Source organism: Agrobacterium sp. LEGMi-208b, from assembly GCF_059511785.1.
The window spans coordinates 164012-187313 of record NZ_CM183445.1; the positions used below are offsets into that span (position 1 = coordinate 164012).

The following is a 23302-nucleotide window of genomic DNA, read 5'->3' on the forward strand; positions in this document are numbered from 1 at the left end:
AAATTTTAGGGGATTGCGGAACACATATGGAACATATAGTGTTCGTTCTGTATTTGTTTCGCGACTTCAACGACGATTCTCAAGGGTGTTTTCCTCATGCTCACGCGCAAACAGCAGGAATTGCTTCTCTTCATTCATGAAAGAATGAAAGAGTCCGGCGTGCCGCCCTCCTTCGATGAAATGAAGGACGCACTCGATCTTGCCTCCAAATCCGGCATCCACCGGCTGATCACCGCACTCGAGGAGCGCGGCTTTATTCGCCGGCTACCTAACAGGGCGCGGGCGCTGGAAGTGATCAAATTGCCGGAGGCCTACACGCCGGGTGCGAGGCCGCAGCGCGGCTTTTCGCCGAGCGTCATCGAGGGCAGCCTCGGCAAGCCGAAGACGCCGGAACCGGCCCCCGCCCCCAAGGCGCCAGCCAATGATCTCGGCGGCGCCGTCACCGTGCCGGTCATGGGCCGCATCGCCGCCGGTGTGCCGATTTCCGCCATCCAGAACAACACACATGATGTGGCCGTGCCGGTCGACATGCTGGGTTCAGGCGAGCATTACGCACTTGAGGTCAAGGGCGACTCGATGATCGAGGCCGGCATTTTTGATGGCGATACCGTCATCATCCGCAACGGCAATACGGCCAATCCGGGCGATATCGTCGTGGCGCTGGTGGATGATGAAGAAGCGACCCTGAAGCGTTTCCGCCGCAAGGGAGCCTCCATCGCTCTGGAAGCGGCCAATCCCGCCTATGAGACCCGTATTTTCGGACCAGACCGGGTGAAGATCCAGGGTAAGCTGGTTGGGCTGATCCGCCGTTATCATTAATTGGCGGCCTTTTTTCGCTGTGAGCGTCATCGGAAAGATGACGCTCCCTTTGAAACATCGCGGTTTGCCCGCTGGAACGATGCGGCTTTGCAGAGGTAAAGAGAGATCATCCAGAGGATCGGCGCGTCTTTTGTCGTGAAGGGTGGTTCCGGCTTCATGCCAGATGTTTTCGTTGTGGTGCAGGCTGCGGCAAAATGGGAGCTGGTTGAGACCATGGACAATGGGCATCCTTCGTTTCGTTAAGCAGGTATGCAGGTTATCAGTCTCTTCGCGGAGTGTTCCGCTGTCGGTCTCCGGGCGGTGACGTGGATGTCGGTCCTTCTCCCTGCCCTCACCTTCCCATTTATCAATGCGGCTTATGGGAGCCATGGATTATTTGCGATATTCCAAGGCCCATCCGCCGTTATAGAAATGCGCGTCATATCGGGGAGCACGCCATGTACGATCTTTATATCGCCAACAAGAACTATTCCTCATGGTCGCTGCGGCCCTGGATATTGATGCGCACGCTCGGCATCGCCTTCGATGAAAAACTCGTTCCCTTCGGCGAAGGCGTTTCCTTCTCTACCTTTTCCCCGACCGGCAAGGTGCCCTGCCTTGTCGATGAGGGCGTGACGGTTTGGGAATCGTTGTCGATCGCCGAATATCTGGCGGAAAGACACCAGGGCGTCTGGGCGAGCGACAAGCAGGCAAGGGCCTGGTCTCGTTCGGCGGCGAGCGAAATGCATGCGGGTTTTTCCTCGCTGCGCAATCTCTACCCCATGTCGGTCGGCATTCGCGTAAAACCGAAGGGTGGCGATGCCGGGCTTGCGGCCGATATAAAGCGCATCGATGCGCTGTGGAGCGAAGGTCTCGCGAAATTTGGCGGGCCTTATCTTGCGGGCCAGAAATTCACGGCGGTCGATGCCTTCTTCTGCCCGGTGGCCTTTCGTTTCCAGACCTATGGGGCGGAACTTTCGCCCGCGGCAAAAGCCTATTGCGACCGGCTGCTTGCCCTTCCCGCCATGCGCGAATGGTACGAGGCCGGACTGAAGGAGACATGGCGCGACGCGGCGCATGAAGAGGAAATCGGCGGGATCGGCGATATGACCGCGGATTTGCGCATCAAGGCCTGACGATCCATGCTGGCGGCACTTTATTGCGATGCCGCCAGCAACCGGGTCACGGCATCAGGCAGGTCGTGTTCAAAGCGGCCGCTTTTCCAGTCGTAATAGCGATGTTCGCTCCAGGGCCTGTCCATTCGGGCGATTGCGGCGCCCAACCTGCCGACCACCCCTGCCTGATCGCTGTCTGCGAAGTCCAGCTCCAGCGAACCGAGCCGCCGCAAAATATCGCGGTTCAACAGGAGCGCGCCCGAGCGGCATTGGGAGAAGGAGGTTCTGCGAGAGACTATAACGATATCGGCGATATCGCAGGCCTTTCCAGCAAAGCGGCCGTCTTCCAGAACGATGATCCATTCGCCGCTTCCCGCGCGCGCTGCGCACCATATGCCTTTGCTGCAGGTAAAAACACCGGCTTCGGCGTCTCTAAGGGCCACCGTCATCCGCCGGGCGACAGCGCTCATCTCTTTCGGATCGAGCTTCGCCTTCGTGGTCAAAGCCACTTTGGTTGTCGTGGTCTCGCTCTTGAGAAAGACCGGCGGCACAGGCTGTTCCGGCAAAAGCAGCGCCCTTTGCCACTGACCATAAACGAAACCCTGCGGCTGAGCTTTTGTCGTGTAGACTTTGCCGTCCGCCAGCAGCGCCACCAGCTCGCCATCCTCATGAACGAGCAGATCAGGCGGGTTGCGATAGGCCGCGGCGGCCGACAGGCCAAAGGCGAGGAACAGAAACGGCATGCCGAGAAGCGCAAGCCGGCTGCGCAGCAATGTCAGCAGCAGAAAACCAGCCGAAGCGAGACCCAGAAACCAGTCATGGGGTCGTCCCGTTGCCGCACTTCCTCCCCAGGACGCCACCTCCTGCGCAACCTCGATGACGAGGGCCATGCCGTAACCCATGACCTTCAGGAATGGCGCGTCGAGCCCGAAGGGCATCAACAGCATGGCGACAAGGCCGAAGGGCATGACGATGAGCGACATCAGCGGCATGGCGGCCAGATTGGCGAAAAGTCCATAGGTGGTGACACGCTGGAAATGCTCGACCGAATAGACCGCCGTCGAGAGCCCGCCGATCAGCGACGTCGTCATGACGCCGCCGATGATGGCGCCCGCCGTTTGCGCCACCGTCATCCATGCCGGTTTGCGCCCGATGAACAGACGTTCCCGCTCGGCGCGCCAGCGGCTCCAGGCGGCGTAGGAGGCGACGAGCGCGATGGTCGCGGCAAAAGACATCTGGAAGCTCGGCCCCATGATTTCCGATGGCGAAAAAGCAAGAATGACCAGCGCGGAAAGCGCCACATTCCTAAGGCTGAGCGAGGGTTGATCGAACAGCACCGCGATCAGCATCACCGATGTCATCAACCAGGCGCGTTCGGCGGAGACGGCGAAACCGGAAATGAGATAATAGGCAAGCGTCATCAGGAGCGCGGCGAAAGCCGAAATCTTCTTGACGGGCCAGCGCTGTGCAAATGCCGGAAAAAGACTGAAGGCAAGCCTCAGCCCGACAAAGAATATGCCGGACGCCAGCGCCATGTTGAGGCCGGATATGGCGACGATATGGGCAAGGCCGGACAGTCGCAACGCTTCCATCGTCTCGGGAGATATGGCCTGTCTCTCATCGGTGACGATGGAGGCGGCAAAGGCTCCGGCATCGCCGCCGATGGTGTTGCGGATGCGCTCGGCAATGGCGGTACGAAGGCCATAGAGTTGCATGTCGGCCCATTCCAGCCAGTCGGTCTTCGCGTCGATGCCGGGTGGAGTGACCGCCTGTGGCGGCTTGTAGAAGAATCCGGTCGCGCCTATGCCCTTGAAATAGGAGGCGAAGACGAAATCGTTGAGCCCCGGCAAAGCCGGGCCGGACGGCGGTGAAAGCCGCGCCTTGCCACGAATGGTCGCGCCAAGTGCGACAGGCTCGCCTGCCCCGCGTGAGAGAAGCGAGACCTTCCCCGGCGGGCGTGACAGTGTCGGCGCCTCCGTCGCGGCCAGCTGCACCACATATCGCCAGTTGCCACGGGCATCGACCTCCCTGCGCATCACCCTGCCGGTGATGGTGGTGGTGACGGGCGTATCCAGCACCACGGTCCCTGCCCGCCGCGTTTCGATTTCGGCGAAAAGCATGCCCAGCAAGAACAGCGCAACAAGGGTGCAGGCCGTCGCCGCGAAGCCCGAGCGATATTTCGCGAAAAATGCCAGGCCAGCGGCGATGAGACATGTGACCGCCAGGATGGGAAATGAAGGCGAAGTGTCGAGGGAAAACCAGAGGATCGCACCGCTGCCGATGAAAACCGGTACGAAAAGAAAATCATGGCCGAATGCGCGCTCCTCGGCCAAACATGCGGCGATTTTTTGAGAGGCGGCAACGCGCAGGTTCGGCTTGCTCACAGGGGCGAGCGCACCATAGGGCGCTATATCGCCGGTTCTGCGTAGCGGAAACAGGATATCCGCCGTGCCGGGCAAGCCGCCCTGCATCGTTTCCGCATATCCGAAATGCTGTTTTTCCCCTTGACCGAGCAATCCGCGCCGCGCCCCTGCCGCACCGGAAACAGGTTTGCAGGCGGACGCGAGGGATTGCAATGCTTTCCTTTAACCCGGCGTTGACCGAGATTGAATTGCCATGATCAAGAAAGCAAAAAGCAACGTCATTGCGTTTGCCGCAATGCACAATTTGACCTTTGGATAGCTTGGCATCGGCGCCAGGATCATATAGCTAATCGGTAGACGCTTAACCGCGGGGCGTGTCTCAGCGCCCCCACCCGCATGTTCTCGGAGGATCAGTATGACGGAAAAAAGCGCTACAGTGACACTTGGCGAAAAGCAGGTGGAACTCCCGGTCAGGGAAGGCACGATTGGACCAAGCGTCGTCGATATCGCCACGCTGTATAAACACACGGGCTCCTTCACCTACGACCCGGGTTTCACGTCGACGGCCTCCTGCGAATCCAAGATCACCTATATCGACGGTGACGAGGGCGTTCTCCTGCATCGTGGTTTCCCCATCGAGCAGCTCGCCGAACAGGGCGACTTCCTGGAAACCTGCTACCTGCTGCTCTACGGCGAACTGCCGACGGCTGCGCAGAAGAAGGATTTCGACACCCGTGTCACGCGCCACACCATGGTGCATGAGCAGATGAGCCGCTTCTTCACCGGCTATCGTCGCGATGCGCATCCGATGGCCGTCATGTGCGGCACGGTCGGCGCTCTCTCGGCCTTCTACCACGACTCGACCGACATCACCGATCCGCACCAGCGCATGGTCGCCTCGCTGCGCATGATCGCGAAGATGCCGACGATCGCCGCCATGGCTTACAAGTACCATATCGGCCAGCCCTTCGTTTATCCGAAGAACGATCTGGATTACGCCTCCAACTTCCTGCACATGTGCTTTGCCGTGCCGTGCGAGGACTACAAGGTGGACCCGGTTCTGGCCCGCGCCATGGACCGCATCTTCATCCTGCATGCCGATCACGAGCAGAACGCCTCCACCTCCACGGTGCGTCTTGCCGGTTCGTCGGGTGCAAATCCGTTCGCCTGTATCGCGGCTGGCATCGCCTGCCTCTGGGGCCCGGCTCACGGCGGCGCCAACGAAGCGGCGCTCAACATGCTCAACGAAATCGGCACGGTTGACCGTATTCCTGAGTATATCGCCCGCGCCAAGGACAAGAACGATCCGTTCCGCCTGATGGGCTTTGGCCACCGCGTCTACAAGAACTACGACCCGCGCGCCAAGATCATGCAGAAGACGATGTACGAAGTGCTGGAAGCCACCGGCAATTCCGACGATCCGATCATGCAGGTCGCGCTGGAACTGGAAAAGATCGCCCTTTCCGACCCCTATTTCGTCGAAAAGAAGCTATACCCGAATGTCGACTTCTATTCGGGCATCACGCTGAAGGCGCTCGGCTTCCCCACGACCATGTTCACCGTTCTCTTCGCTCTTGCCCGCACCGTCGGCTGGATCGCGCAGTGGAACGAAATGATCGAAGATCCTCAGCAGCGCATCGGCCGTCCGCGCCAGCTCTATACGGGCGCCGGCAAGCGCGATTACGTTCCGGTTTCGAAGCGTTAAGCCGCGAAACCCTCTAAGATCAAAGGCCGGCAGGTTTTCACCCGCCGGCCTTTTTCTTTGGGCGTCCAAATGTCGTCAGTGCCGCGCGGCAACGCCGAGAAACTGCTTGAGCTCGGGCGTGGCGGGATTGCAGAACACCTCTTCCGGCGGGCCGACTTCATGCACCCTGCCCTCGTGCATGAAAACGACGCGGGAGCAGACGTCACGCGCAAATTTCATTTCATGCGTGACCATCAGCAGCGTCATGCCTTCGCCGGCCAGTTCACGCACCACCGCCAGCACCTCCGAGACCAGCTCGGGATCGAGCGCCGAGGTAATCTCGTCGCAAAGAAGCGCGATCGGCTGCATGGCGAGTGCGCGGGCAATGGCGACGCGCTGCTGCTGACCGCCGGACAATTCATCGGGATAGGCATCGAACTTATGCGCCAGCCCGACCCGCTCCAGCATCTTGCGGGCAACGGCTTCCGCTTCAGGTTTCGGTGTCTTCTTCACCACCATCTGAGACAGCATGACGTTGCCGCCGACCGTCTGGTGCGGGAAGAGATTGAACTGCTGGAAAATCATGCCGACCTTCAGCCGCAGGGCTTTCAGATGCAGATCGTCTTCGAGAAGCTGCGCGCCGGCCACCGATATGGAACCGGCCGAGATCGTTTCCAGCCCGTTGATGCAGCGAAGCAAGGTCGACTTGCCCGATCCGCTCTTGCCGATGATGGCGATGACTTCACCCGGCTCCACGTCGAGGTTGATGCCTTTCAAAACCTCGTTGCTGCCGTAGCTTTTCCGGACTTCAGTGATTTCGATGAGCGACATTGAGCTTCCTTTCGAGGATCTGGCTGCTCTTCGACAGAGGCCAGCACAGCGCGAAATAGATGAGGGCGACGAGGCCATAAACGGTGAAGGGCTGGAAGGTGGCGTTGGTGACGACCGTGCCGGCCTTGGAGAGTTCCACGAAGCCGATAATCGAGGTCACGGCCGTTCCCTTGATGACCTGCACGAAGAAACCGACGGTCGGTGGAATGGCCACCCGCATGGCCTGCGGCAGGATGACGTAACGCATCTGTTGCAGGCGTCCCATGGCAAGGCTTGCCGATGCCTCCCACTGGCCTTTCGCGACGGATTCGACGCAGCCGCGCCAGATTTCGGTGAGAAAGGCGGCCGCCCACAGGATCAGCGTCAGGCCCGCCGCCAGCCAGGCCGGCACATCGATGCCGAACAGGCCAAGGCCGAAAAAGGCGATGAAAAGCTGCATCAAAAGCGGCGTGCCCTGGAAAAGCTCGACATAATAACGCGCAAAAGCCCGCATCGATTTCTTGCGGGAAATGCGCATGAACAGCAGAAGCAGCGCCACAAGGCCACCGCCGGCAAAGGAGACGAGCGACAGCAGCACGGTCCAGCGCGTGGCGAGCAGCAGGTTTCTGAGAATATCCCAGGTGGAGAATTCGATCATCGGACACTCCTGCGCGGAAAGATGAGGTTGCCGCCCATGACCAGCACCTGCCTCAACAGAATGGCCAGCACGAGATAGATGACGGTGGAGACCATGTAGGCTTCGAAGGCGCGGAAGGTGCGCGACTGGATGAAATTGGCCGCGAAGGTCAGGTCTTCGGCGGCAATCTGCGACACGACCGAGGAGCCGAGCATGACGATCACCACCTGCGACGACAGCGCCGGCCAGATGCGTTGCAGGGACGGCACCAGCACCACATGCCGGAAGGTTTCGAAACGGGTCATGGCAAGGCTTGCCCCGGCCTCGAACTGCCCCTTGGGCGTCGCCTGAATGCCGGCACGGATGATTTCGCAGCTATAGGCCCCGAGATTGACCACCATGGCGATGTTGGCCGCGCTCAGTTCCGACAGTTGCAGGCCAAGCGACGGCAGGCCGAAAAAGATAAAAAACAATTGTATGAGAAATGGCGTATTGCGAATGAGCTCCACATAGGTCGCAACCGGTGGCCGCAGCCATTTAGGCCCGAGCGCGCGCACCCAGGCGCAGAATATGCCGAGCGCGATGCCAAGAACGCCACCGATGGCGATCAATTCCAGCGTGATGACGATACCCTTGGCGATCTGCGGGTAATAATCGAGAAGCCATCCAAAATCGAATGTGTATTTCACCCGATATTTCCTTTCGGGGAGGACAAACCATGCGCCGGGCCGGGATCAGACAGGACCGGCGCATGGATTTGCCGGGTTGCTCAGAGATCCTTCGGAAGATCGGTTTTCAGCCACTTCTGCGCGATGGTGTTCAGCGAACCGTCAGTCTTTGCAGTCGCGATGATGGCGTTGACCTTTTCCAGCAGCGCCGGCTGTTCCTTGTTCAGGCCGATATAGCAGGGCGAATTCTTGATCAGGAATTTCAGCTCGGGACGCTTCGGCGGGTTCTTGGCGAGAATGGCGGCGGCCACGACATTGCCGGTGGCCACGGCTTCCACCTGACCGGCGAGGAAGGCGGAGATCGTGCCGTTATTATCCTCATAACGCTTGATGGTCGTATCGGCCGGCGCAACCTTGGTCAGCTCCAGATCCTCGACCGCGCCACGGGTGACGCCAATGGTCTTGCCCGACAGGTCTTCCGCCTTGGTGACGGCAACTGAATCCGGCGCAAACACGCCGTTGAAGAAAGGCGCATAGGCGGTGGAGAAGTCGATGACCTTTTCACGGTCCGGGTTTTTGCCGAGGCTCGAAATGACGAGATCGACCTTGTTGGTTTGCAAATAGGGAACGCGGTTGGCGCTGGTGACCGGCACCAGCTCGACCTTCACGCCAAGCTTCTCGCCGATGAGATTGGCCACGTCGATATCATAACCCTGCGGGGCCATATCCGTGCCGACGCTGCCAAAGGGTGGAAAATCCTGCGGGACCGCAACACGGATAGTGCCGCGCGCGGTGATATCGCTGAGCGCATCGGCAAAGGCTGTCGGCGAAAAACCGAGCGTTGCCGAAATCGCGGCGATGGCAAGCAATGAACGTCTGGAAAACATGGGAAACTACTCCTTGGGGCTTGGGGAAAGAGGCTGCAATGAAAGGGAGTTACGAAGCTCATAAAGCGGGTCAGGCCTGCGGGTGAGGTCAAGACCGGTTTCGACCTCGTCGAGGTGGCGGATGGCGAGTTCGGCGGCGGCGTGGAAATCGGCAGCCTTGATCGCCTCGAAGATACGGCAATGTCCGTCATGCGATTGCTGTGCATGGAAATCGGACTGGTAGAGCATGGAGATGAGAATGGTTCTGGCCGTCAGGTCGCGCAGCGTTTCGACGATGATGTCGTTTCCGGCGATTTCGGCGATGCGAATGTGGAAATCGCCCATCAGGCAGGTCAGCCGCTGGCGGTCGCCCTTGGCAATCGCCGCCTTCTCCTCATCGAGATGATCGGCAAGGATAGCGATGCCTTCCGGGCTGACGCTGGAAAGATTGCGCAACAGCCCATATTCGATGATGCGCCGCGCCTCATAGACCTTGATCGATTCTTCGGCGGAAGGCTCCACCACGAACCAGCCGCGGCGCGGGCTGACGGTGACGATGCCGCGCGTCTCCAGCCGCATCATCGCTTCGCGAATGCGCGTGCGCGACACGCTGAAGAGGCTGGCGAGCTGGTTCTCGCTGAGACGGGTTCCCGGACGGATGCGCGCGGAAAGGATGCCGGAGATGATTGCGTCTTCTACCGCGCTCTGGGCGCTTTCGGATGTATGGCTATCTTGCATACAAGATTGAAAGCAAGAGGTGTGCCAGACGGAAATTCATGGGCCCGGAACCGTCAGATCGTCAGCCGCTTGCCGACCTAACGATCAAATGCAGCAAAATCGATCCCTCGCCTGCCTGCATCAGCGGCAGGACGGCAGCCAAAATCAGCCACCGGCAAATGGGCGTTCCGGCAGCTGAAGTCGTGGCGAATGGGGTTATACTGAGGGGCTATTTCTTGCTCTTGAGGACATCGAGAAGAATGGCCGCACCGGTTTCGCCCGGAGGCACATCCGTGTGCAAACGCTGCTGTACCAGCGCATAACCTTCCAGCATTGCCCGTCGTTCGATGGTCTCGGAAGACAGGCGCTCGGCCCAGCGCAGCATCGAGCCAGCCCTTACCACCTCGTTGAAATATTCCGGCACGACGGCGTAATCGGCAATCAGGTTCGGCAGGGCGCCCGTCCAGGTCTTCACCCGCTTGCTCAGCATGGTGAAAATCCAGTCGGTCTTGTAGACCGAGATCGTCGGCACGCCTGCAAGTGCGAGTTCCAGAATGACCGTGCCGGAGGCGGCGATCGCCGCATCGGCTTCAGCAAAGGCATTCCATTTGAAAGCGGAATCGACACCGATTTCGGGCCTGATATCCTCCGGCCATGAGGCTGCCAGTTCGCGGATGCGTTTTTCCTGGCGCGGCACGGTGGGCAAAAGAAACCGCGTCTGACCGTTGCGCTCGACAAAAGCTCTCGCCGCCGCCTGAAACGGCTCCATCAGCCGCGTCGTTTCAGTGGAACGGGAGCCTGGCAAGAGAAGGATGGTCTTCGCTTCGCCATCTGCCGGAAGAGAGCGTTCCGCACGCTTCTGCCGCACCGAGAGCACATCGGTATCCACGCTGAGGCGATGGCCGACAAAGGTGGTCGGCGGGCCACCGAGACGGCGCATGGCTTCCGGCTCGAACGGCAGCAGGGCCAGTACGTGATCGACATAGGACAGCATCGCGGTGGCGCGATATTCCTTCCACGCCCAGACGCTCGGGCAGACGTAGTTGACGACAGGCAGATGCGGCAGTTGCCGGCGGATTTTCTTCGCAACGCGATGGGTGAAATCCGGGCTGTCGATGATCAGCAGAATGTCGGGCCTTGCAGCGGCGATGGCGGCTGCGGTCTGATTGATCCGCGCAATGAGCTTCGGCAGCTTTTTCAGAACCTGCGTGAAGCCCATGATGGAGAGTTCGGAATAGTCGAACAGGGAAACCAGCCCCTGCGCTTCCAGCGCCTCACCGCCGACACCCACCAGCTCGACAGGCCCCGTATATCGGGCCTTGAGCGACCGGATTAGATCCGCACCCAGAAGATCACCGGACACCTCCCCGGCTATGACTGCCACTTTTAATGCCGCCGTCATCCGATCAAGCCTCCCCCATCATGTCTCCGCCAAGTGACGTATCGATGCCGCAGATGAATATGCCCGCCTCGTCGGCCGCTTTCAACATCGCCTCGCGATCGAGTACCAGCGCCCGCCCGGCTTCAACGGCGATGCCCGCCAGCCCGGCCTTTCGCGCATTCTCCACCGTTTCCACACCGATTGTCGGCAGGTCGGCGCGCACATCCTGCTGCGGCTTGCAGAGCTTTACGAGCACACCCCTGCGGCGCGGGGATATACGTCCTTCGGCGCGCAATGCCGCGACGCGCGCCAGCATGGCATCCGTGCCCTCAACGCCTTCCAGCGCGACGATACGGCCTCCCACGGCGACCGCGCCCTGCCCCACATCCAGCTTGCCAAGTGCAAGAGCGGCCTCAGCCGCCTTGCGTATATCCCGCAGATCATCCTCCGCAGGCTTTTGCGCACCGAAAGGGCCTATTGCAGCCAGCAGGCCGGGCGCGATTTCGTGAGCGCCAATGACCTTTGCGCCGAGCGTGCCGATGATCTTGATAACCATCTGCAGAACGGCATCATCGCCGCTCGAGAGCAGCGTTCTGACAATGGACGGCAGTTTGAGCAGGATGCCGATTGTGGGGCGGATCTCGCGCCATTCCGGCCGCCGCGCCACAGCGCCGGACAGTACGACACGGTCTACCCGGTTTTCACTCAGCAGACGGCCAAGACCTGCGACATCGCCGACACTGATGACGGCATTATCAAAACCGCTCCAGTCGAAACGGGAATCATCGCGCAGCCGCACAATGAAGGGGTTTTCACCCATCTCACGGGCGGCGGTGGCCACATAAAGCGGCAACTGGCCGCTACCGGCCACGATGGCGAGACGCCCGCCGCCTGTCACGGCTCACTTGCCCCGGTTGGGCGAAGAGATCGCGCGGTCGCTATCCGCACCGATGAAATCGATGACTTCAAGCGCCTGCGGGCAATCCAGATAGTCGTTACGGTCTATGGCCGCGGCATTGCCGCGGATCGTACCCTCGGCCTCGAAAATCGCCTTGTAAACGCGTCTTACCTTGTGGATATCCGCGCGCTCGATGCCGGCACGGGTCATGCCGACGACGTTCAGGCCACCGAGAATGCCGGGATTGCCATTCAGCATGCCATAGGGAATGACATCGTAATTGACCGCCGACAGCCCGCCGATGAAAGCCTGACGGCCGATGCGGGTGAACTGATGCACGGCGCAACCGCCGCCCAGGATAGCGCGGTCTTCGATGGTGACATGACCCGCCAGCATCACATTATTGGACAGGATGATATGGCTGCCGAGGCGGCAATCATGCGCCACATGCGAATTGGCGAGGAAGAGATTATCGTCACCGACAATGGTCTTGCCGCTGCCGTCGGAACTGCCGGCATTCATCGTCACGCCTTCGCGCATAATGCAGCGTTCACCGATCTCGAGCGTCGTTTCCGAACCATCGTGACGAACCGCCTGCGGCGTGCCGCCGATGACCGCCATCGAATGGATGACCGAGCCGCGACCGATGACGGTCAGGCCGGAAACAACGGCGTGATTGTGAAGCCGGACATCGTCATGCAGCGTGACTTTCGCGCCGACATAGCTCAGCGCACCGATGACGACGTTTTCACCGATCACAGCACCGTCTTCGATCACGGCCGTCGGATGAATTCTGGCCGAGGCGGCAATCGTGCTCATTGCTGATCCTCGGGGATCATCATGGCGCCGACATCGGCCTCCGCCACCAGCGCGCCGTCCACCTTTGCCTCGCAATGGAATTTAAAGACATTGCCGCGCTGACGCTGCTTGACGACATGAATTTCCAGACGATCGCCGGGCACGACGGGTTTGCGGAACCGCGCATTGTCGATTGTCATGAAGTAAACCAGGTGGCCACCCTCGCCCTGGCTACGAGCGCAGATCGCCCCCGCCGTCTGGGCCATGGCTTCGACGATCAGAACGCCCGGCATGATCGGCCGGTCCGGGAAGTGACCGGTGAAATGCGGCTCATTGACAGTCACATTCTTGATGCCGATCGCCGAATTGTTACCGTCGATCTCGATGATCTTGTCGATCAGCAAGAACGGATAACGATGCGGCAGAAGCTTCATGACTTCCAGAATATCAGCCGCGCCGAGCGTCGTCTTCGTTTCTTCAGTCATTGTTTTTCTCTCCTGTTTTTTTATCACGCCCTTCAGCGCGCGCCAGAATTTCGGCCATGTCGCGCAGGAAATATTTCATTGGACGCGCAGGCGTGCCACCATAACGGGCGCCTGCCGGTACGTCCGCCACAACACCGCTCATCGCCGCGATCTGTACGCCGTCGCCAATGTTGATATGGCCATTGATGCCGGCCGCACCGCCAATCATCACGCCGTCGCCGATGCGGGTGCTGCCCGCAATGCCGACCTTGCTGACAATGCCGCAATGGCGGCCGATGCGCACGTTGTGGCCGATCTGGACCTGATTGTCGATCTTGGTGCCTTCGCCGATGACCGTGTCATCCATGGTACCGCGATCGATCGTGGTGTTGGCGCCAATCTCGACATTGTCCTGAATTATGACCCGGCCGATCTGCACGATCTTCAGCATGCCGCGCGGACCGGGCGCATAACCGAAACCGTCCTGACCGATGCGCGCGCCGTTATGGATGATCACATTATTGCCGATGAGCGCGGCAAGAACACTTGCGCCGCCGGCAATGGTGCAATCGCGTCCGATCTGCACATCCTGCCCGATGATGACGCCGGGACCGATCCGCGTTCCAGCACCGATATGGGCACCGGCTCCGATCACAGCGAGCGCCTCGACGATGACGCCAGCCTCCAGCTTCGCAGAGGGATCGACATGCGCAGCATGGGAAATTTCAGCTTCCATCCGTGCAATCGGACCGGGACGCATGGCGGAAGGATGCAGCAAGGCGCCCACCTGCGCAAAAAGCGTGTGCGGGTTTTTCGATATCAATGCAGGGGTGTTGGACGGAAGCATGTCTACAAGCGCGGCGTCACAAATGACGGCGCCAGCTTCGCAGGTCTGCAGCTCATCGCGGTTCTTGCGCGAAAGAATATAGCAGAGCTGATCGGGTTTTGCCCGATAGACCGGCGAAACGGACCTGATAATCCGCTCTCCCGCCGCGTCGTCAGACAGTTCCGCCCCAAAACGGTCTGCGATATCTTTCAATCGCAGTCCCTCGTGGGGCGGAAAAAAGGCGTTGTATTCCATCAGCCGGAAACTCCAGAACGTTCAAAGTTGCAGTTCTGGACTGCCGATATCAGAAAGTGTTGGACATGCCAAACCGGAAACGCTGTTCCTCGTCGTAGTCTTCCTTGGCGATCGGTACAGCGTAGTCGACGCGGATCGGACCGAAGGGCGACGCCCACATAACGCCGACACCGGCGGATGCGCGGATGGAGTTGTCGTCCTTGACACCTGCACTGTTGGCAACCTTGTTGCCGTACAGCGTGCCCGCATCCACGAAGCCAGCGAGGCGCAGGCCGAAATCTTCCGGAACGCCAGGCATCGGAGCCGTGACTTCAGCAGAAGCGGCGAAATAGGTCGTGCCGCCGATGGAGTCGGAACCGATGCGCGGACCAATACCGTCGTTCTTGAAGCCGCGAACCTGACGGCCGCCGAACTTGAACTGGTCGAAGACCAGCAGATTGTCGCCCGTCGGCATCACGTGACCGGCCTGGCCGGTGATCGAACCGATGACGTCGTACTCGTCCGAGAGCGTGTAGAAGAAGCGCGCCTTGGCGTAAATCTTGTAATATTCGGAATCGCCGCCGAGACCTGCAAATTCGTTCGTCAGAGCAGCCTGCCAGCCTTCACGCGGCATGTTGCGGTCATCGAGCGTATTGTAGTTCAGCGTGTTCGAAATGATGGACTGCGTCCAGTCACCGCCACGGATCAAGTCCTTGTAAGGCTCGGCAAGATTGCTGCCGGTTTCCCAGTCGCCCTCACCGTCATAATTGATCTGCTTGTAGGTGTACTTGAACGTCGTCGAGAGGTCCTCGGTGATCGGCGCGGTCACACGCAGCGAGAAGCCCTGCTCGTCGTAGTCGTAATAGTCTTCGCTGCGGCTCTGGCTCTTGAACAGATCGAAACCTGCGGCAAGACGGTAACCGAGGAAATAGGGCTCCGTGAAGGACAGCGTGTAGCTGCGCGCATCATCTTCACCCGCACCGGCGGCGAGACGGATATACTGGCCGCGACCGAGGAAGTTCTTTTCTTCGATGGAGGCTTCGAGCAGCACGCCGTCGTTCTGCGAATAACCGGCGCCGATACCGAACGAACCCGTCGACTGGTCTTCCACGTCGACAACGATCACGACGCGGTCAGGCGCACTGCCGCCGGCGGTCGAGATATTGACCTTCGAGAAATAACCGAGCGCTTCGAGGCGGCGCTTTGCAGCCGTGATGACCGTCTGGTTGAACGCATCGCCTTCGGAAATATCGAACTCGCGGCGGATGACATAGTCACGCGTACGGGTGTTGCCGCGGATTTCGATGCGCTCGACATAGGCGCGCTCGCCCTGATCGACGATATAGGTCACACCGATGGTGTTGCCAGCCATGTCGCGGTCGCCGCGCGGCGTCACGCGGGCGAAGGGATAACCTTCACCAGCCACGCGCTTGGAAATCGCTTCCATGCTCTGCTGAACTTCCTTGGCGCTGTAGCTGCCACCCTGACGGGTTTCCACGAGGCCCTGCAGTTCCGAACCATCGACGCCCGGAACGGTCGATTCGACCGCGACGTTGCCGAAGTTGTAACGCTGACCTTCATCGACCGTGATGGAGATGGTGTACTCGTTCTTGGACTCGTCCAGCACAGCCTCGGAGGACACGACACGGAAGTCGGCGTAACCGCGGTTGTAATAGAACTGGCGCAGCGCCTCTTCGTCGGCGCGCAGCTTGTCCTCGTTGTAAACGTCCTTACGCGTCAGGAACGACAGCATATTGGACTTCTTGGTGTTGATGACGGCGGCCAGGCGACCATCGCTATAGGCATTGTTGCCGACGAAATCGATGCGGCCGATCTTCGTACGCTCGCCTTCATTGATGACGAAAGCAATGTTCACACGGCCCTGACCGACGGAAACGGTCTGCGTGGTGACTTCAACATCGCTACGGCCGATGGCGGCATAGGCTTCCTTGATGCGAGCGATATCCGCCGTCACGATGGCCTGATTGAACGGGCCAAGCGACTGGGTCTGCACGACGCCGGCGAGCTTGTCGTCCTTGATCTTGCGGTTACCGTTGAAGACCACCTGGTTGACGAGCTGGTTCTCATTGACGGTCACGACCAGCGTGCTGCCGGAAACGCGCATGGAGACATTCGAGAAATAACCGGTGGCGTAAAGACGCTTCACCGATTCATCGATGTCCGAATTGGAAAAGTTCTTACCCGGCGCAATGGTGATGTTGGAACGCACGGAGTCCGCACCGGACCTGTCGGCCCCGCGAACATCGATCCTGCTGATGACGGCCGCATTTGCAGCGCCAGCAGAGGCAAGCACGCCAAGGCCCGCAACCGAAGCAACACCGGCAGACAGAGCAACCGCCGACACAGCGTTCAAAAATCTTGAACCAGCCTTCATTTCAATTCTTACCTTTTTACGTTGTCCCTCAGCGGGCGGAACCCGACTCCGGCCATGTGCGTCGTTTTACCTGCTTTTCCCCTACAAGCAAGCGTGAACGTTAAATTCTGTTTACTTCGTGCTTCAGAGTGGCTCATTCGCCACTTCGGCATAAAAACAAGGTAAACAAATAACTAACAAAACCGTTAAAACACAATCCTCAGCCGATCAAGCTGCTGATATCATTCCATGTTGCAAAAACCATAAGACCCAAAATCATCATCATGCCGATACGGAACGCGACTTCCTGCGCGCCCGCGCCAAGCGGCCGGCCGCGAATGGCCTCGATGGCGTAGAACACCAGATGCCCGCCATCCAGAACCGGCACAGGCATCAGGTTCAACAGACCGATGGAGACGGAAAGAACCGCGGCAAGCTGGATAACGGCGGAAATGCCAAGCGTCGCCATCTGGCCGGATGCCTGCGCCACACGCACCGGGCCGCCCAGCTGATCGGCATTCATGCGCCCGGTCACGAGGTTGCCTATATAGTTGAAGGTACCGGTGATGACGTGGCCCGTTTCGCGCACGCCCTCGACCACCGCCTCGGACGGCGAATATTCGATGTGGCGGAAATTGCCGCTGGTCTGGTCGGTGACGATGCCGATAATGCCCATTTCCAGCTTGTTGCCGAACTGGTCTGTGGTTTCGGTGCGGGTCGGCACCATCGGCAGCTTCAGCTCCTCGCCCGCCCTTTCGACCGTGACGGTGATCGGCGTGCCCGGGCGGATGCCGACATAACGACGGACATCCTCGAAGGTCATCACTTTTTCGCCATCGATCGCCACCAGCCGGTCGCCGGGCTGCACGCCGGCCGCTGCGGCGGCACTGTTTTCACGCACTTCCGCCACGACCGGATCGGCGATCATCCGGCCATAGATGCCGAAGAGCACTGCGAAGATGAGAATGGCGAGAATGAAATTGGCGATCGGGCCTGCAGCGACCGTCGCCGCCCTTTTCCACAGCTTAGCACCGGAAAGCGTCTGCGCCCTCTCCTCAAGCGACATGTGCGACAGGCCGGAACTATCCGGCTTGCTGGCGGCATCCTCGTCGCCGAAGAACTTGACGTAACCGCCGAGCGGGATCGCGGAAATCTTCCATCTTGTGCCGCGCTTGTCGGTGAAACCGATCAGCTCCGGGCCAAAACCGATGGAGAAGGCCGTGGAGCGAATGCCACACCAGCGGCCGACAAGGTAATGACCCATCTCATGAACGAAAACGAGCAGGGACAGCACCAGGATGAAGGGCACGATATAACCGGTCAGAAAGCCGGTCGCCGCCATTACTGTGTTCATGACAATCTGCCCTTTGTGTCGTGATCTTCCGCGCCGCCTAGAAGCCCGGCAACAGGCCGCCACCCGATCCGGGAACGTCGCCAGTTGCCGCCGCATGCACGAAAGCTATGAGGAATACCGTAAAGCAGGCGAAAACAAGACCGTCAACACGGTCCATGAAGCCGCCATGGCCCGGAATGAGATGGCTGGAATCCTTGACCTGGAAACGCCGTTTCACGAAGGATTCGAAAAGGTCGCCGATCTGGCTGAACACCGAAAGGACAAGCGCGAGCCCCAGCACCAGCAGGCTGATCCTGCCGTGATAGGCCATGGACACCGCGCCGCCGCCGATCACGGCCGCCACCGCCCCGCCGATCGCGCCGGACCAGGTCTTGCCGGGCGAGATCGAAGGTGCGAGCTTTGGCCCGCCAATGGCGCGCCCGACGAAATAGGCGAGGATATCCGTCGACCAGACGACGGCGAAAATGAACAGTATGGACACGAAGCCCGTCAGCTCGTCACCACGAATGGCTGCCAGCGATATGCCGCTCAGACCCGCATAAAAAATGCCGCCCACCAGCCACCAGTTCTTGCCGCGCAAAACCGGAAACAGCGCCGCGGTCAGCGTGAAGCCGGATAAGAGCGGCAGATCGAGCGAGGATTCGCCGAAAATCGTATTGCCGGCGATGACCGCGACCGCGAACCAGCCCCAGGCATTGCCGGTCGAGTTGGCCTCCGACAGCCGGGTAATCGTCGACCATTCATAATAGATGAGAATCGCCAGAAGGCCCGCGACGATGCGGAAGAGGATGCCGCCATACCAGGTCGCGGCCAGAATGACCGCCGCCATGAAGATTGCGGATACGATCCGCAGTCTGAGTTCACGGCTCATCAGGCGCCTGCCACGGCAACCTGCTCGGTGAGTGCACCGAAACGGCGGTCACGCGTTGCATATTGCTCGATTGCGGAGAAGAATCGCTGGCGGTCGAAGTCCGGCCAATATTCGGGCACGAACAGGAACTCGGAATAGGCCGCCTGCCAGAGCAGGAAGTTAGACAGGCGCTCTTCGCCGCTGGTGCGGATGATGATATCCGGATCCGGCATGCCCGAGGTGTCGAGCCGGGCCGAAATCATCTCCGGCGTGATCGAAGCGGCATCGAGCCGGCCTTCGGCGACATCACGGGCGATTGACGCTGTCGCGCGGGCGATCTCGTCACGGCTGCCGTAATTAAAGGCGATCACCAGCGTGAGCTTGGTATTATCAGCCGTCATCTGCTCCGCCTCTTCGAGGAGAGAGCGTATGTCGGTCTTCAGCCCCTGCCGGTCGCCGATGATCCTCACGCGGACATTTTCGCGATGCAGTTCCGCAAGGTCACGACGGATGAAGGCCTTCAGAAGGCCCATCAGATCGCTCACCTCGGCTTCGGGCCTGCGCCAGTTTTCCGAAGAGAAGGCGAACAGCGTCAGATAGCTGATGCCACATTCGCCAGCCGCACGCACGGTCTCGCGCACCGCCTCCACCCCGCGGCGATGCCCCATCACGCGCGGAAGACCGCGCTGCTTTGCCCAGCGTCCATTGCCATCCATGATGATGGCGACGTGCTCGGGTATGGAGGAACGTGTCGTCGTCGGCATATCGATCCAGTAACAGGGCAGCGCGGAATTAAAACGAATAAAATACAGGTCTATCGCAAGCGATATCAGACCTGCATGATTTCCTTTTCCTTCTCGGCAAGCAAGCGGTCAATTTCCGAAATCGTGTCGTCGGTCATTTTCTGCACTTTTTCCGACTGTCCACGGCTTTCGTCCTGACCGATGTCACCGTCCTTTTCGGCTTTTTTCAGACCGTCCATGCCATCACGGCGCACATGGCGAATCGCCACCTTGGACTTTTCGGCATAATCATGGGCCACCTTGACGAGCGATTTGCGGCGCTCTTCGTTGAGTTCAGGCAGCGGAATGCGCAGGTTCTGGCCGTCGACGATGGGGTTGAGGCCGAGATTGGACTCGCGGATCGCCCGGTCGACGGCGTTGACCATCGACTTGTCCCAGATGTTGACGCCGAGCATGCGCGGCTCCGGCACGGTGATATTCGCAACCTGGTTGAGCGGAACGCGCGAGCCATAGGCCTCGATGGTGACCGGATCGAGAATATTGGCCGAAGCGCGGCCGGTGCGCAGCGATGCGATATCGCTCTTGAATGCATTGATGGCACCGTCCATACGGCGCTTGATATCGTTGAGGTCAACACCACTCATCTTGATACTCCATCTTGTCGGCCAGCGGCCGTATTCGCCCCAGGGGCGGCATCGTTTTGGATTATTTGTCGTGCACGATGGTCTTGCGGCCGCCGCCGGTCAATATCTGCGCGAAACCGCCCTTCTCGTGGATCGAGAAAACAATGATCGGGATGTGGTTTTCGCGGGCAAGCGCCACGGCAGCGATATCCATGACCGCCAGCCCCTTGCCGAGTACTTCGCTGTGGGTCAGTTCGTCGAAACGGGTCGCTGTCGGATCCTTCTTGGGGTCGGCGGAGTAGATGCCATCCACCTGGGTGCCCTTGAAGATCGCTTCTGCACCCATTTCGGCGGCGCGCAGCGCCGCAGCGGAATCGGTGGTGAAGAACGGGTTGCCGGTGCCGCCGGCGAAAATCACCACGCGGCCCTGGGCCAGATGGTGAAGGGCGGCACGCTGCGAGAAGCTCTCACAGATTTCAGGCATGGCGATTGCGGAGAGAACGACGGTGTCGATGCTGAGCTTGCGCAGCGAGGTTGCCAGCGCCAGCGCGTTGATGACGGTTGCCAGCATGCCCATATGGTCGCCGGTGACCCGGTCGCCACCCTTGGATGCCACGGCGACGCCGCGGAAGATATTACCGCCGCCGACGACAACGCCGACTTCAACGCCCATCGCCCTCGCCTCGGCGATATCGGAGGCGATACGGTCGGCCACCGCCACATCGATACCGAAACCCTGATCGCCCATGAGGGCTTCGCCGGAAGCCTTGAGAAGAACGCGTTTGTAGATCGGCTTAGAAGACATCATGACTCCTCGGAAATGTAACCGAAACGCGGATACACGAAGGGCACCGCGTTGTCACGCGATGCCCTCCCGTTTTCCCAAGATTGGGTAAATATAATCAGCCCTTGGCGACTGCTGCGACTTCTGCTGCGAAATCGCTTTCTTCCTTCTCGACGCCTTCGCCGAGCAGCAGGCGAACCATGCCGGTCACTTCGATGGAGGCGCCAGCTTCCTTTTCAGCTTCCTTGACGGCAGCGCCGACGGTGATGTCGGGGTTGATGACGAAAGCCTGCGACAGAAGGGCGACTTCTTCGAAGAACTTGCGCATGCGGCCATCAACCATCTTTTCGATGATGGCTTCCGGCTTGCCGGATTCGCGAGCCTGTTCGATGAAGACGTTGCGCTCGCGCTCGGCAACGGCGGCGTCGACTTCTTCAGCGCGGATGGCGAGCGGGTTGGTCGCAGCGATGTGCATGGCAACCTGACGGCCGATCGAGTTCAGGACAGCCTTGTCGCCTTCCGACTTCAGGGCAACGAGAACGCCGAGCTTGCCGATGCCGTCGCCGGCAGCGTTGTGGACGTAGGTCGCAACAACACCGTGCGGCACTTCGAGTGCAGCCGAGCGGCGGAGCGTCATGTTTTCGCCGATCGTCGCAATCGCGTCCTTGATGCTGTCGGAAACGTTCTTGCCGGTCGCCGGGTAGTTGGCGGCGGAAACAGCCTCAACGGTGCCGTCGGTCGTCAGGGCAACCTGGGCGATACCGCGGATGAGATCCTGGAACGCATCGTTACGGGCAACGAAGTCGGTCTCGGAGTTGAGTTCGACAACAACAGCCTTGTGACCCATGGTGGCGACGCCGATCAGACCTTCGGCAGCCGTGCGGCCGGACTTCTTGTCAGCCTTTGCGATGCCCTTGGCGCGCAGCCAGTCGATCGCCGCTTCCATGTCGCCATTGGTTTCAGCAAGAGCCTTCTTGCAGTCCATCATGCCTGCGCCGGATTTCTCGCGCAGTTCCTTCACCATTGCGGCTGTGATTTCGGTCATTGTTTGCCTCTTATCGGTTCGATCGGTCAGCCGGCTGAATTTGCCGTGCCGAATTTCTGGGTGATGAGTGTACCCGGCCGCACACCCTTTGAAACCGGAGAGGATTTCAGGAAAGGGGTATGCGCATTCCCAAGTGCTGCGGCGTCTCCATGCATCGAAATGATGGGTGCCGCCGAAGTGTGACAGCGTTATGAAGACTGCCTTCCGTTTCAACCACATCGGACGCCTGCAGTTTCCTAAAAAGCGTGGCGGAGCGGTATGAAACGAACAAGGCCGTCAACCCGTTGAAGGTCTTTGACGGCCTTGTCATATCCTGGTCGAGGAGACGGCGATCAAGAAATCGCCGCCAGACAGGGCCTAAATCAGGCGCCAGCCTCGTCTTCGAGAGCGGGCTCGATCGGAGCTTCTTCGGCAGCGCCGATGTCGCGGCCGGAAGCGCCCTGCTGACGGGCGATACCGTCGATGGCAGCGCGGGCGATCAGGTCGCAATAAAGCGAGATGGCGCGCGAAGCATCGTCGTTACCCGGGATCGGGTAGTCGATGTGATCCGGGTCGCAGTTCGAGTCGATGATCGCAACGACCGGAATGCCAAGGCGCTTGGCTTCTTCGATCGCGATCTTTTCCTTGTTGGTGTCGATGATGAACATCAGATCCGGAACGCCGCCCATATCGCGGATACCGCCGAGAGCCTTTTCAAGCTTTTCGCGCTCGCGCTCGAGGTTCAGGCGTTCCTTCTTGGAATAGCCGGAAGCTTCCGAGTTCAGGATCTCGTCAACCTTGCGCAGACGCTGGATCGAGTTGGAGATGGTCTTCCAGTTGGTCATCATGCCGCCGAGCCAGCGGGAGTTGACGTAATACTGGGCCGAACGCTTTGCGCTGTCGGCGATGATTTCCGACGCCTGGCGCTTGGTGCCGACGAACAGAACGCGGCCGCCGCGAGCGACGGTGTCGGACACGACCTGAAGGGCGCGCGACAGCATCGGAACGGTCTGAGCCAGGTCGATGATGTGGATGTTGTTACGGTCGCCGAAGATGTACGGCTTCATCTTCGGGTTCCAGCGGTGCGTCTGGTGGCCGAAGTGAACACCAGCTTCCAGAAGCTGACGCATAGAAAAATCGGGCAATGCCATGCCTTGTTACTCCTTTTCCGGTTTAACCCCCGCGAAGCGAACAGCGTCGATTGTCATCGACACCACCGGGCGGAACGGACCGGATTTCTCCCGGAACATCCCAAGCTTCGCGTGTGGAATGGTGAGCCGCATACAGTTGC

Annotated in this window: 22 protein-coding genes; 3 read left to right on the plus strand and 19 right to left on the minus strand. The window is 59.8% G+C overall.

What is annotated here, in order from left to right; translation table 11 throughout:
* The first annotated feature begins 96 nt into the window (after positions 1–96).
* A complete protein-coding gene (lexA, locus tag AC5YUO_RS00835; RefSeq protein WP_003521385.1) occupies positions 97–819 on the plus strand; it encodes a transcriptional repressor LexA in 723 nt (240 codons plus the stop codon).
* A gap of 437 nt (positions 820–1256) precedes the next feature.
* Positions 1257–1934, plus strand: coding sequence for a glutathione S-transferase family protein (locus tag AC5YUO_RS00840; RefSeq protein WP_496153938.1), 678 nt, complete (start codon positions 1257–1259; stop codon positions 1932–1934).
* Positions 1935–1954: 20 nt separating this feature from the next.
* On the opposite strand, the gene AC5YUO_RS00845 is transcribed toward AC5YUO_RS00840, so the two are convergent.
* The gene (locus AC5YUO_RS00845) at positions 1955–4384 is read right to left on the minus strand and encodes a ComEC/Rec2 family competence protein (RefSeq protein ID WP_496154878.1); all 2430 of its coding nucleotides are present in this window, start codon (positions 4382–4384) and stop codon (positions 1955–1957) included.
* 307 nt (positions 4385–4691) lie between these two features.
* Between AC5YUO_RS00845 and gltA the strand changes: the two genes are divergently transcribed.
* Positions 4692–5981: a citrate synthase gene (gene gltA, locus AC5YUO_RS00850; protein WP_003502585.1), complete on the plus strand. Its 1290-nt coding sequence runs from the start codon at positions 4692–4694 to the stop codon at positions 5979–5981.
* Between the two features lie 75 nt (positions 5982–6056).
* Here the strand turns inward: gltA and AC5YUO_RS00855 are convergent, their stop codons facing one another.
* The 18 genes from AC5YUO_RS00855 to rpsB all read right to left on the minus strand — a co-directional run bounded on the left by AC5YUO_RS00855 (position 6057) and on the right by rpsB (position 23162).
* On the minus strand, positions 6057–6791 hold the full coding sequence (locus tag AC5YUO_RS00855; protein ID WP_496153939.1) for an amino acid ABC transporter ATP-binding protein: 735 nt from the start codon (positions 6789–6791) through the stop codon (positions 6057–6059).
* On the minus strand, positions 6769–7428 hold the full coding sequence (locus AC5YUO_RS00860) for an amino acid ABC transporter permease (protein ID WP_003521390.1): 660 nt from the start codon (positions 7426–7428) through the stop codon (positions 6769–6771). Before AC5YUO_RS00860 ends, AC5YUO_RS00855 begins: the two co-directional genes overlap by 23 nt.
* On the minus strand, positions 7425–8096 hold the full coding sequence (locus AC5YUO_RS00865) for an amino acid ABC transporter permease (protein ID WP_400812355.1): 672 nt from the start codon (positions 8094–8096) through the stop codon (positions 7425–7427). The genes AC5YUO_RS00860 and AC5YUO_RS00865 overlap by 4 nt, the downstream gene beginning before the upstream one ends.
* A gap of 80 nt (positions 8097–8176) precedes the next feature.
* Positions 8177–8962: a transporter substrate-binding domain-containing protein gene (locus AC5YUO_RS00870; protein WP_496153940.1), complete on the minus strand. Its 786-nt coding sequence runs from the start codon at positions 8960–8962 to the stop codon at positions 8177–8179.
* A 6-nt stretch (positions 8963–8968) separates the two neighbouring features.
* Entirely contained in the window at positions 8969–9679 is a 711-nt protein-coding gene (locus AC5YUO_RS00875; protein WP_496153941.1) for a GntR family transcriptional regulator, read from the minus strand.
* Positions 9680–9887: 208 nt separating this feature from the next.
* Positions 9888–11060 (minus strand): lipid-A-disaccharide synthase, encoded by a 1173-nt coding sequence (gene lpxB / locus AC5YUO_RS00880; RefSeq protein WP_496153942.1) that lies wholly within the window; start codon positions 11058–11060, stop codon positions 9888–9890.
* A gap of 4 nt (positions 11061–11064) precedes the next feature.
* On the minus strand, positions 11065–11937 hold the full coding sequence (locus tag AC5YUO_RS00885) for an LpxI family protein (RefSeq protein ID WP_496153943.1): 873 nt from the start codon (positions 11935–11937) through the stop codon (positions 11065–11067).
* A 3-nt stretch (positions 11938–11940) separates the two neighbouring features.
* Positions 11941–12756 carry an acyl-ACP--UDP-N-acetylglucosamine O-acyltransferase gene (gene lpxA / locus AC5YUO_RS00890; RefSeq protein WP_149741415.1) on the minus strand — a complete coding sequence of 272 codons (816 nt, stop codon included), beginning with the start codon at positions 12754–12756 and terminating at the stop codon, positions 11941–11943.
* Complete coding sequence (gene fabZ, locus AC5YUO_RS00895) at positions 12753–13220, minus strand: 3-hydroxyacyl-ACP dehydratase FabZ (RefSeq protein WP_149146525.1); 468 nt, start codon at positions 13218–13220, stop codon at positions 12753–12755. Before fabZ ends, lpxA begins: the two co-directional genes overlap by 4 nt.
* Positions 13213–14280 carry a UDP-3-O-(3-hydroxymyristoyl)glucosamine N-acyltransferase gene (gene lpxD, locus AC5YUO_RS00900; protein ID WP_496153944.1) on the minus strand — a complete coding sequence of 356 codons (1068 nt, stop codon included), beginning with the start codon at positions 14278–14280 and terminating at the stop codon, positions 13213–13215. The genes fabZ and lpxD overlap by 8 nt, the downstream gene beginning before the upstream one ends.
* A gap of 49 nt (positions 14281–14329) precedes the next feature.
* Complete coding sequence (gene bamA, locus AC5YUO_RS00905; protein ID WP_496153945.1) at positions 14330–16654, minus strand: outer membrane protein assembly factor BamA; 2325 nt, start codon at positions 16652–16654, stop codon at positions 14330–14332.
* Positions 16655–16853: 199 nt separating this feature from the next.
* Positions 16854–17975, minus strand: coding sequence for an RIP metalloprotease RseP (gene rseP / locus AC5YUO_RS00910; protein ID WP_496154879.1), 1122 nt, complete (start codon positions 17973–17975; stop codon positions 16854–16856).
* A 49-nt stretch (positions 17976–18024) separates the two neighbouring features.
* Positions 18025–18858 carry a phosphatidate cytidylyltransferase gene (locus tag AC5YUO_RS00915; protein WP_496153946.1) on the minus strand — a complete coding sequence of 278 codons (834 nt, stop codon included), beginning with the start codon at positions 18856–18858 and terminating at the stop codon, positions 18025–18027.
* The gene (locus AC5YUO_RS00920; RefSeq protein WP_496153947.1) at positions 18858–19601 is read right to left on the minus strand and encodes an isoprenyl transferase; all 744 of its coding nucleotides are present in this window, start codon (positions 19599–19601) and stop codon (positions 18858–18860) included. Before AC5YUO_RS00920 ends, AC5YUO_RS00915 begins: the two co-directional genes overlap by 1 nt.
* 65 nt (positions 19602–19666) lie before the next feature.
* Positions 19667–20224 (minus strand): ribosome recycling factor, encoded by a 558-nt coding sequence (gene frr / locus AC5YUO_RS00925; protein ID WP_003521407.1) that lies wholly within the window; start codon positions 20222–20224, stop codon positions 19667–19669.
* Between the two features lie 61 nt (positions 20225–20285).
* Complete coding sequence (gene pyrH / locus AC5YUO_RS00930; RefSeq protein WP_003502561.1) at positions 20286–21008, minus strand: UMP kinase; 723 nt, start codon at positions 21006–21008, stop codon at positions 20286–20288.
* Positions 21009–21105: 97 nt separating this feature from the next.
* Complete coding sequence (tsf, locus tag AC5YUO_RS00935; protein WP_142839686.1) at positions 21106–22032, minus strand: translation elongation factor Ts; 927 nt, start codon at positions 22030–22032, stop codon at positions 21106–21108.
* A 362-nt stretch (positions 22033–22394) separates the two neighbouring features.
* Positions 22395–23162 (minus strand): 30S ribosomal protein S2, encoded by a 768-nt coding sequence (gene rpsB / locus AC5YUO_RS00940; protein WP_269710387.1) that lies wholly within the window; start codon positions 23160–23162, stop codon positions 22395–22397.
* Between the last annotated feature and the right edge of the window lie 140 nt (positions 23163–23302).

Excerpts from the sequence above, each read along its gene's own strand:
- lexA (WP_003521385.1), top strand. The coding sequence starts at position 97 with ATGCTCACGCGCAAACAGCAGGAATTGCTTCTCTTCATTCATGAAAGA.
- AC5YUO_RS00840 (WP_496153938.1), top strand. The coding sequence starts at position 1,257 with ATGTACGATCTTTATATCGCCAACAAGAACTATTCCTCATGGTCGCTG.
- AC5YUO_RS00845 (WP_496154878.1), bottom strand. The coding sequence starts at position 4,384 with ATGCAGGGCGGCTTGCCCGGCACGGCGGATATCCTGTTTCCGCTACGC.
- gltA (WP_003502585.1), top strand. The coding sequence starts at position 4,692 with ATGACGGAAAAAAGCGCTACAGTGACACTTGGCGAAAAGCAGGTGGAA.
- AC5YUO_RS00855 (WP_496153939.1), bottom strand. The coding sequence starts at position 6,791 with ATGTCGCTCATCGAAATCACTGAAGTCCGGAAAAGCTACGGCAGCAAC.
- AC5YUO_RS00860 (WP_003521390.1), bottom strand. The coding sequence starts at position 7,428 with ATGATCGAATTCTCCACCTGGGATATTCTCAGAAACCTGCTGCTCGCC.
- AC5YUO_RS00870 (WP_496153940.1), bottom strand. The coding sequence starts at position 8,962 with ATGTTTTCCAGACGTTCATTGCTTGCCATCGCCGCGATTTCGGCAACG.
- AC5YUO_RS00875 (WP_496153941.1), bottom strand. The coding sequence starts at position 9,679 with ATGCAAGATAGCCATACATCCGAAAGCGCCCAGAGCGCGGTAGAAGAC.
- lpxB (WP_496153942.1), bottom strand. The coding sequence starts at position 11,060 with ATGACGGCGGCATTAAAAGTGGCAGTCATAGCCGGGGAGGTGTCCGGT.
- lpxA (WP_149741415.1), bottom strand. The coding sequence starts at position 12,756 with ATGAGCACGATTGCCGCCTCGGCCAGAATTCATCCGACGGCCGTGATC.
- fabZ (WP_149146525.1), bottom strand. The coding sequence starts at position 13,220 with ATGACTGAAGAAACGAAGACGACGCTCGGCGCGGCTGATATTCTGGAA.
- lpxD (WP_496153944.1), bottom strand. The coding sequence starts at position 14,280 with ATGGAATACAACGCCTTTTTTCCGCCCCACGAGGGACTGCGATTGAAA.
- bamA (WP_496153945.1), bottom strand. The coding sequence starts at position 16,654 with ATGAAGGCTGGTTCAAGATTTTTGAACGCTGTGTCGGCGGTTGCTCTG.
- rseP (WP_496154879.1), bottom strand. The coding sequence starts at position 17,975 with ATGGCGGCGACCGGCTTTCTGACCGGTTATATCGTGCCCTTCATCCTG.
- AC5YUO_RS00915 (WP_496153946.1), bottom strand. The coding sequence starts at position 18,858 with ATGAGCCGTGAACTCAGACTGCGGATCGTATCCGCAATCTTCATGGCG.
- AC5YUO_RS00920 (WP_496153947.1), bottom strand. The coding sequence starts at position 19,601 with ATGCCGACGACGACACGTTCCTCCATACCCGAGCACGTCGCCATCATC.
- frr (WP_003521407.1), bottom strand. The coding sequence starts at position 20,224 with ATGAGTGGTGTTGACCTCAACGATATCAAGCGCCGTATGGACGGTGCC.
- pyrH (WP_003502561.1), bottom strand. The coding sequence starts at position 21,008 with ATGTCTTCTAAGCCGATCTACAAACGCGTTCTTCTCAAGGCTTCCGGC.
- tsf (WP_142839686.1), bottom strand. The coding sequence starts at position 22,032 with ATGACCGAAATCACAGCCGCAATGGTGAAGGAACTGCGCGAGAAATCC.
- rpsB (WP_269710387.1), bottom strand. The coding sequence starts at position 23,162 with ATGGCATTGCCCGATTTTTCTATGCGTCAGCTTCTGGAAGCTGGTGTT.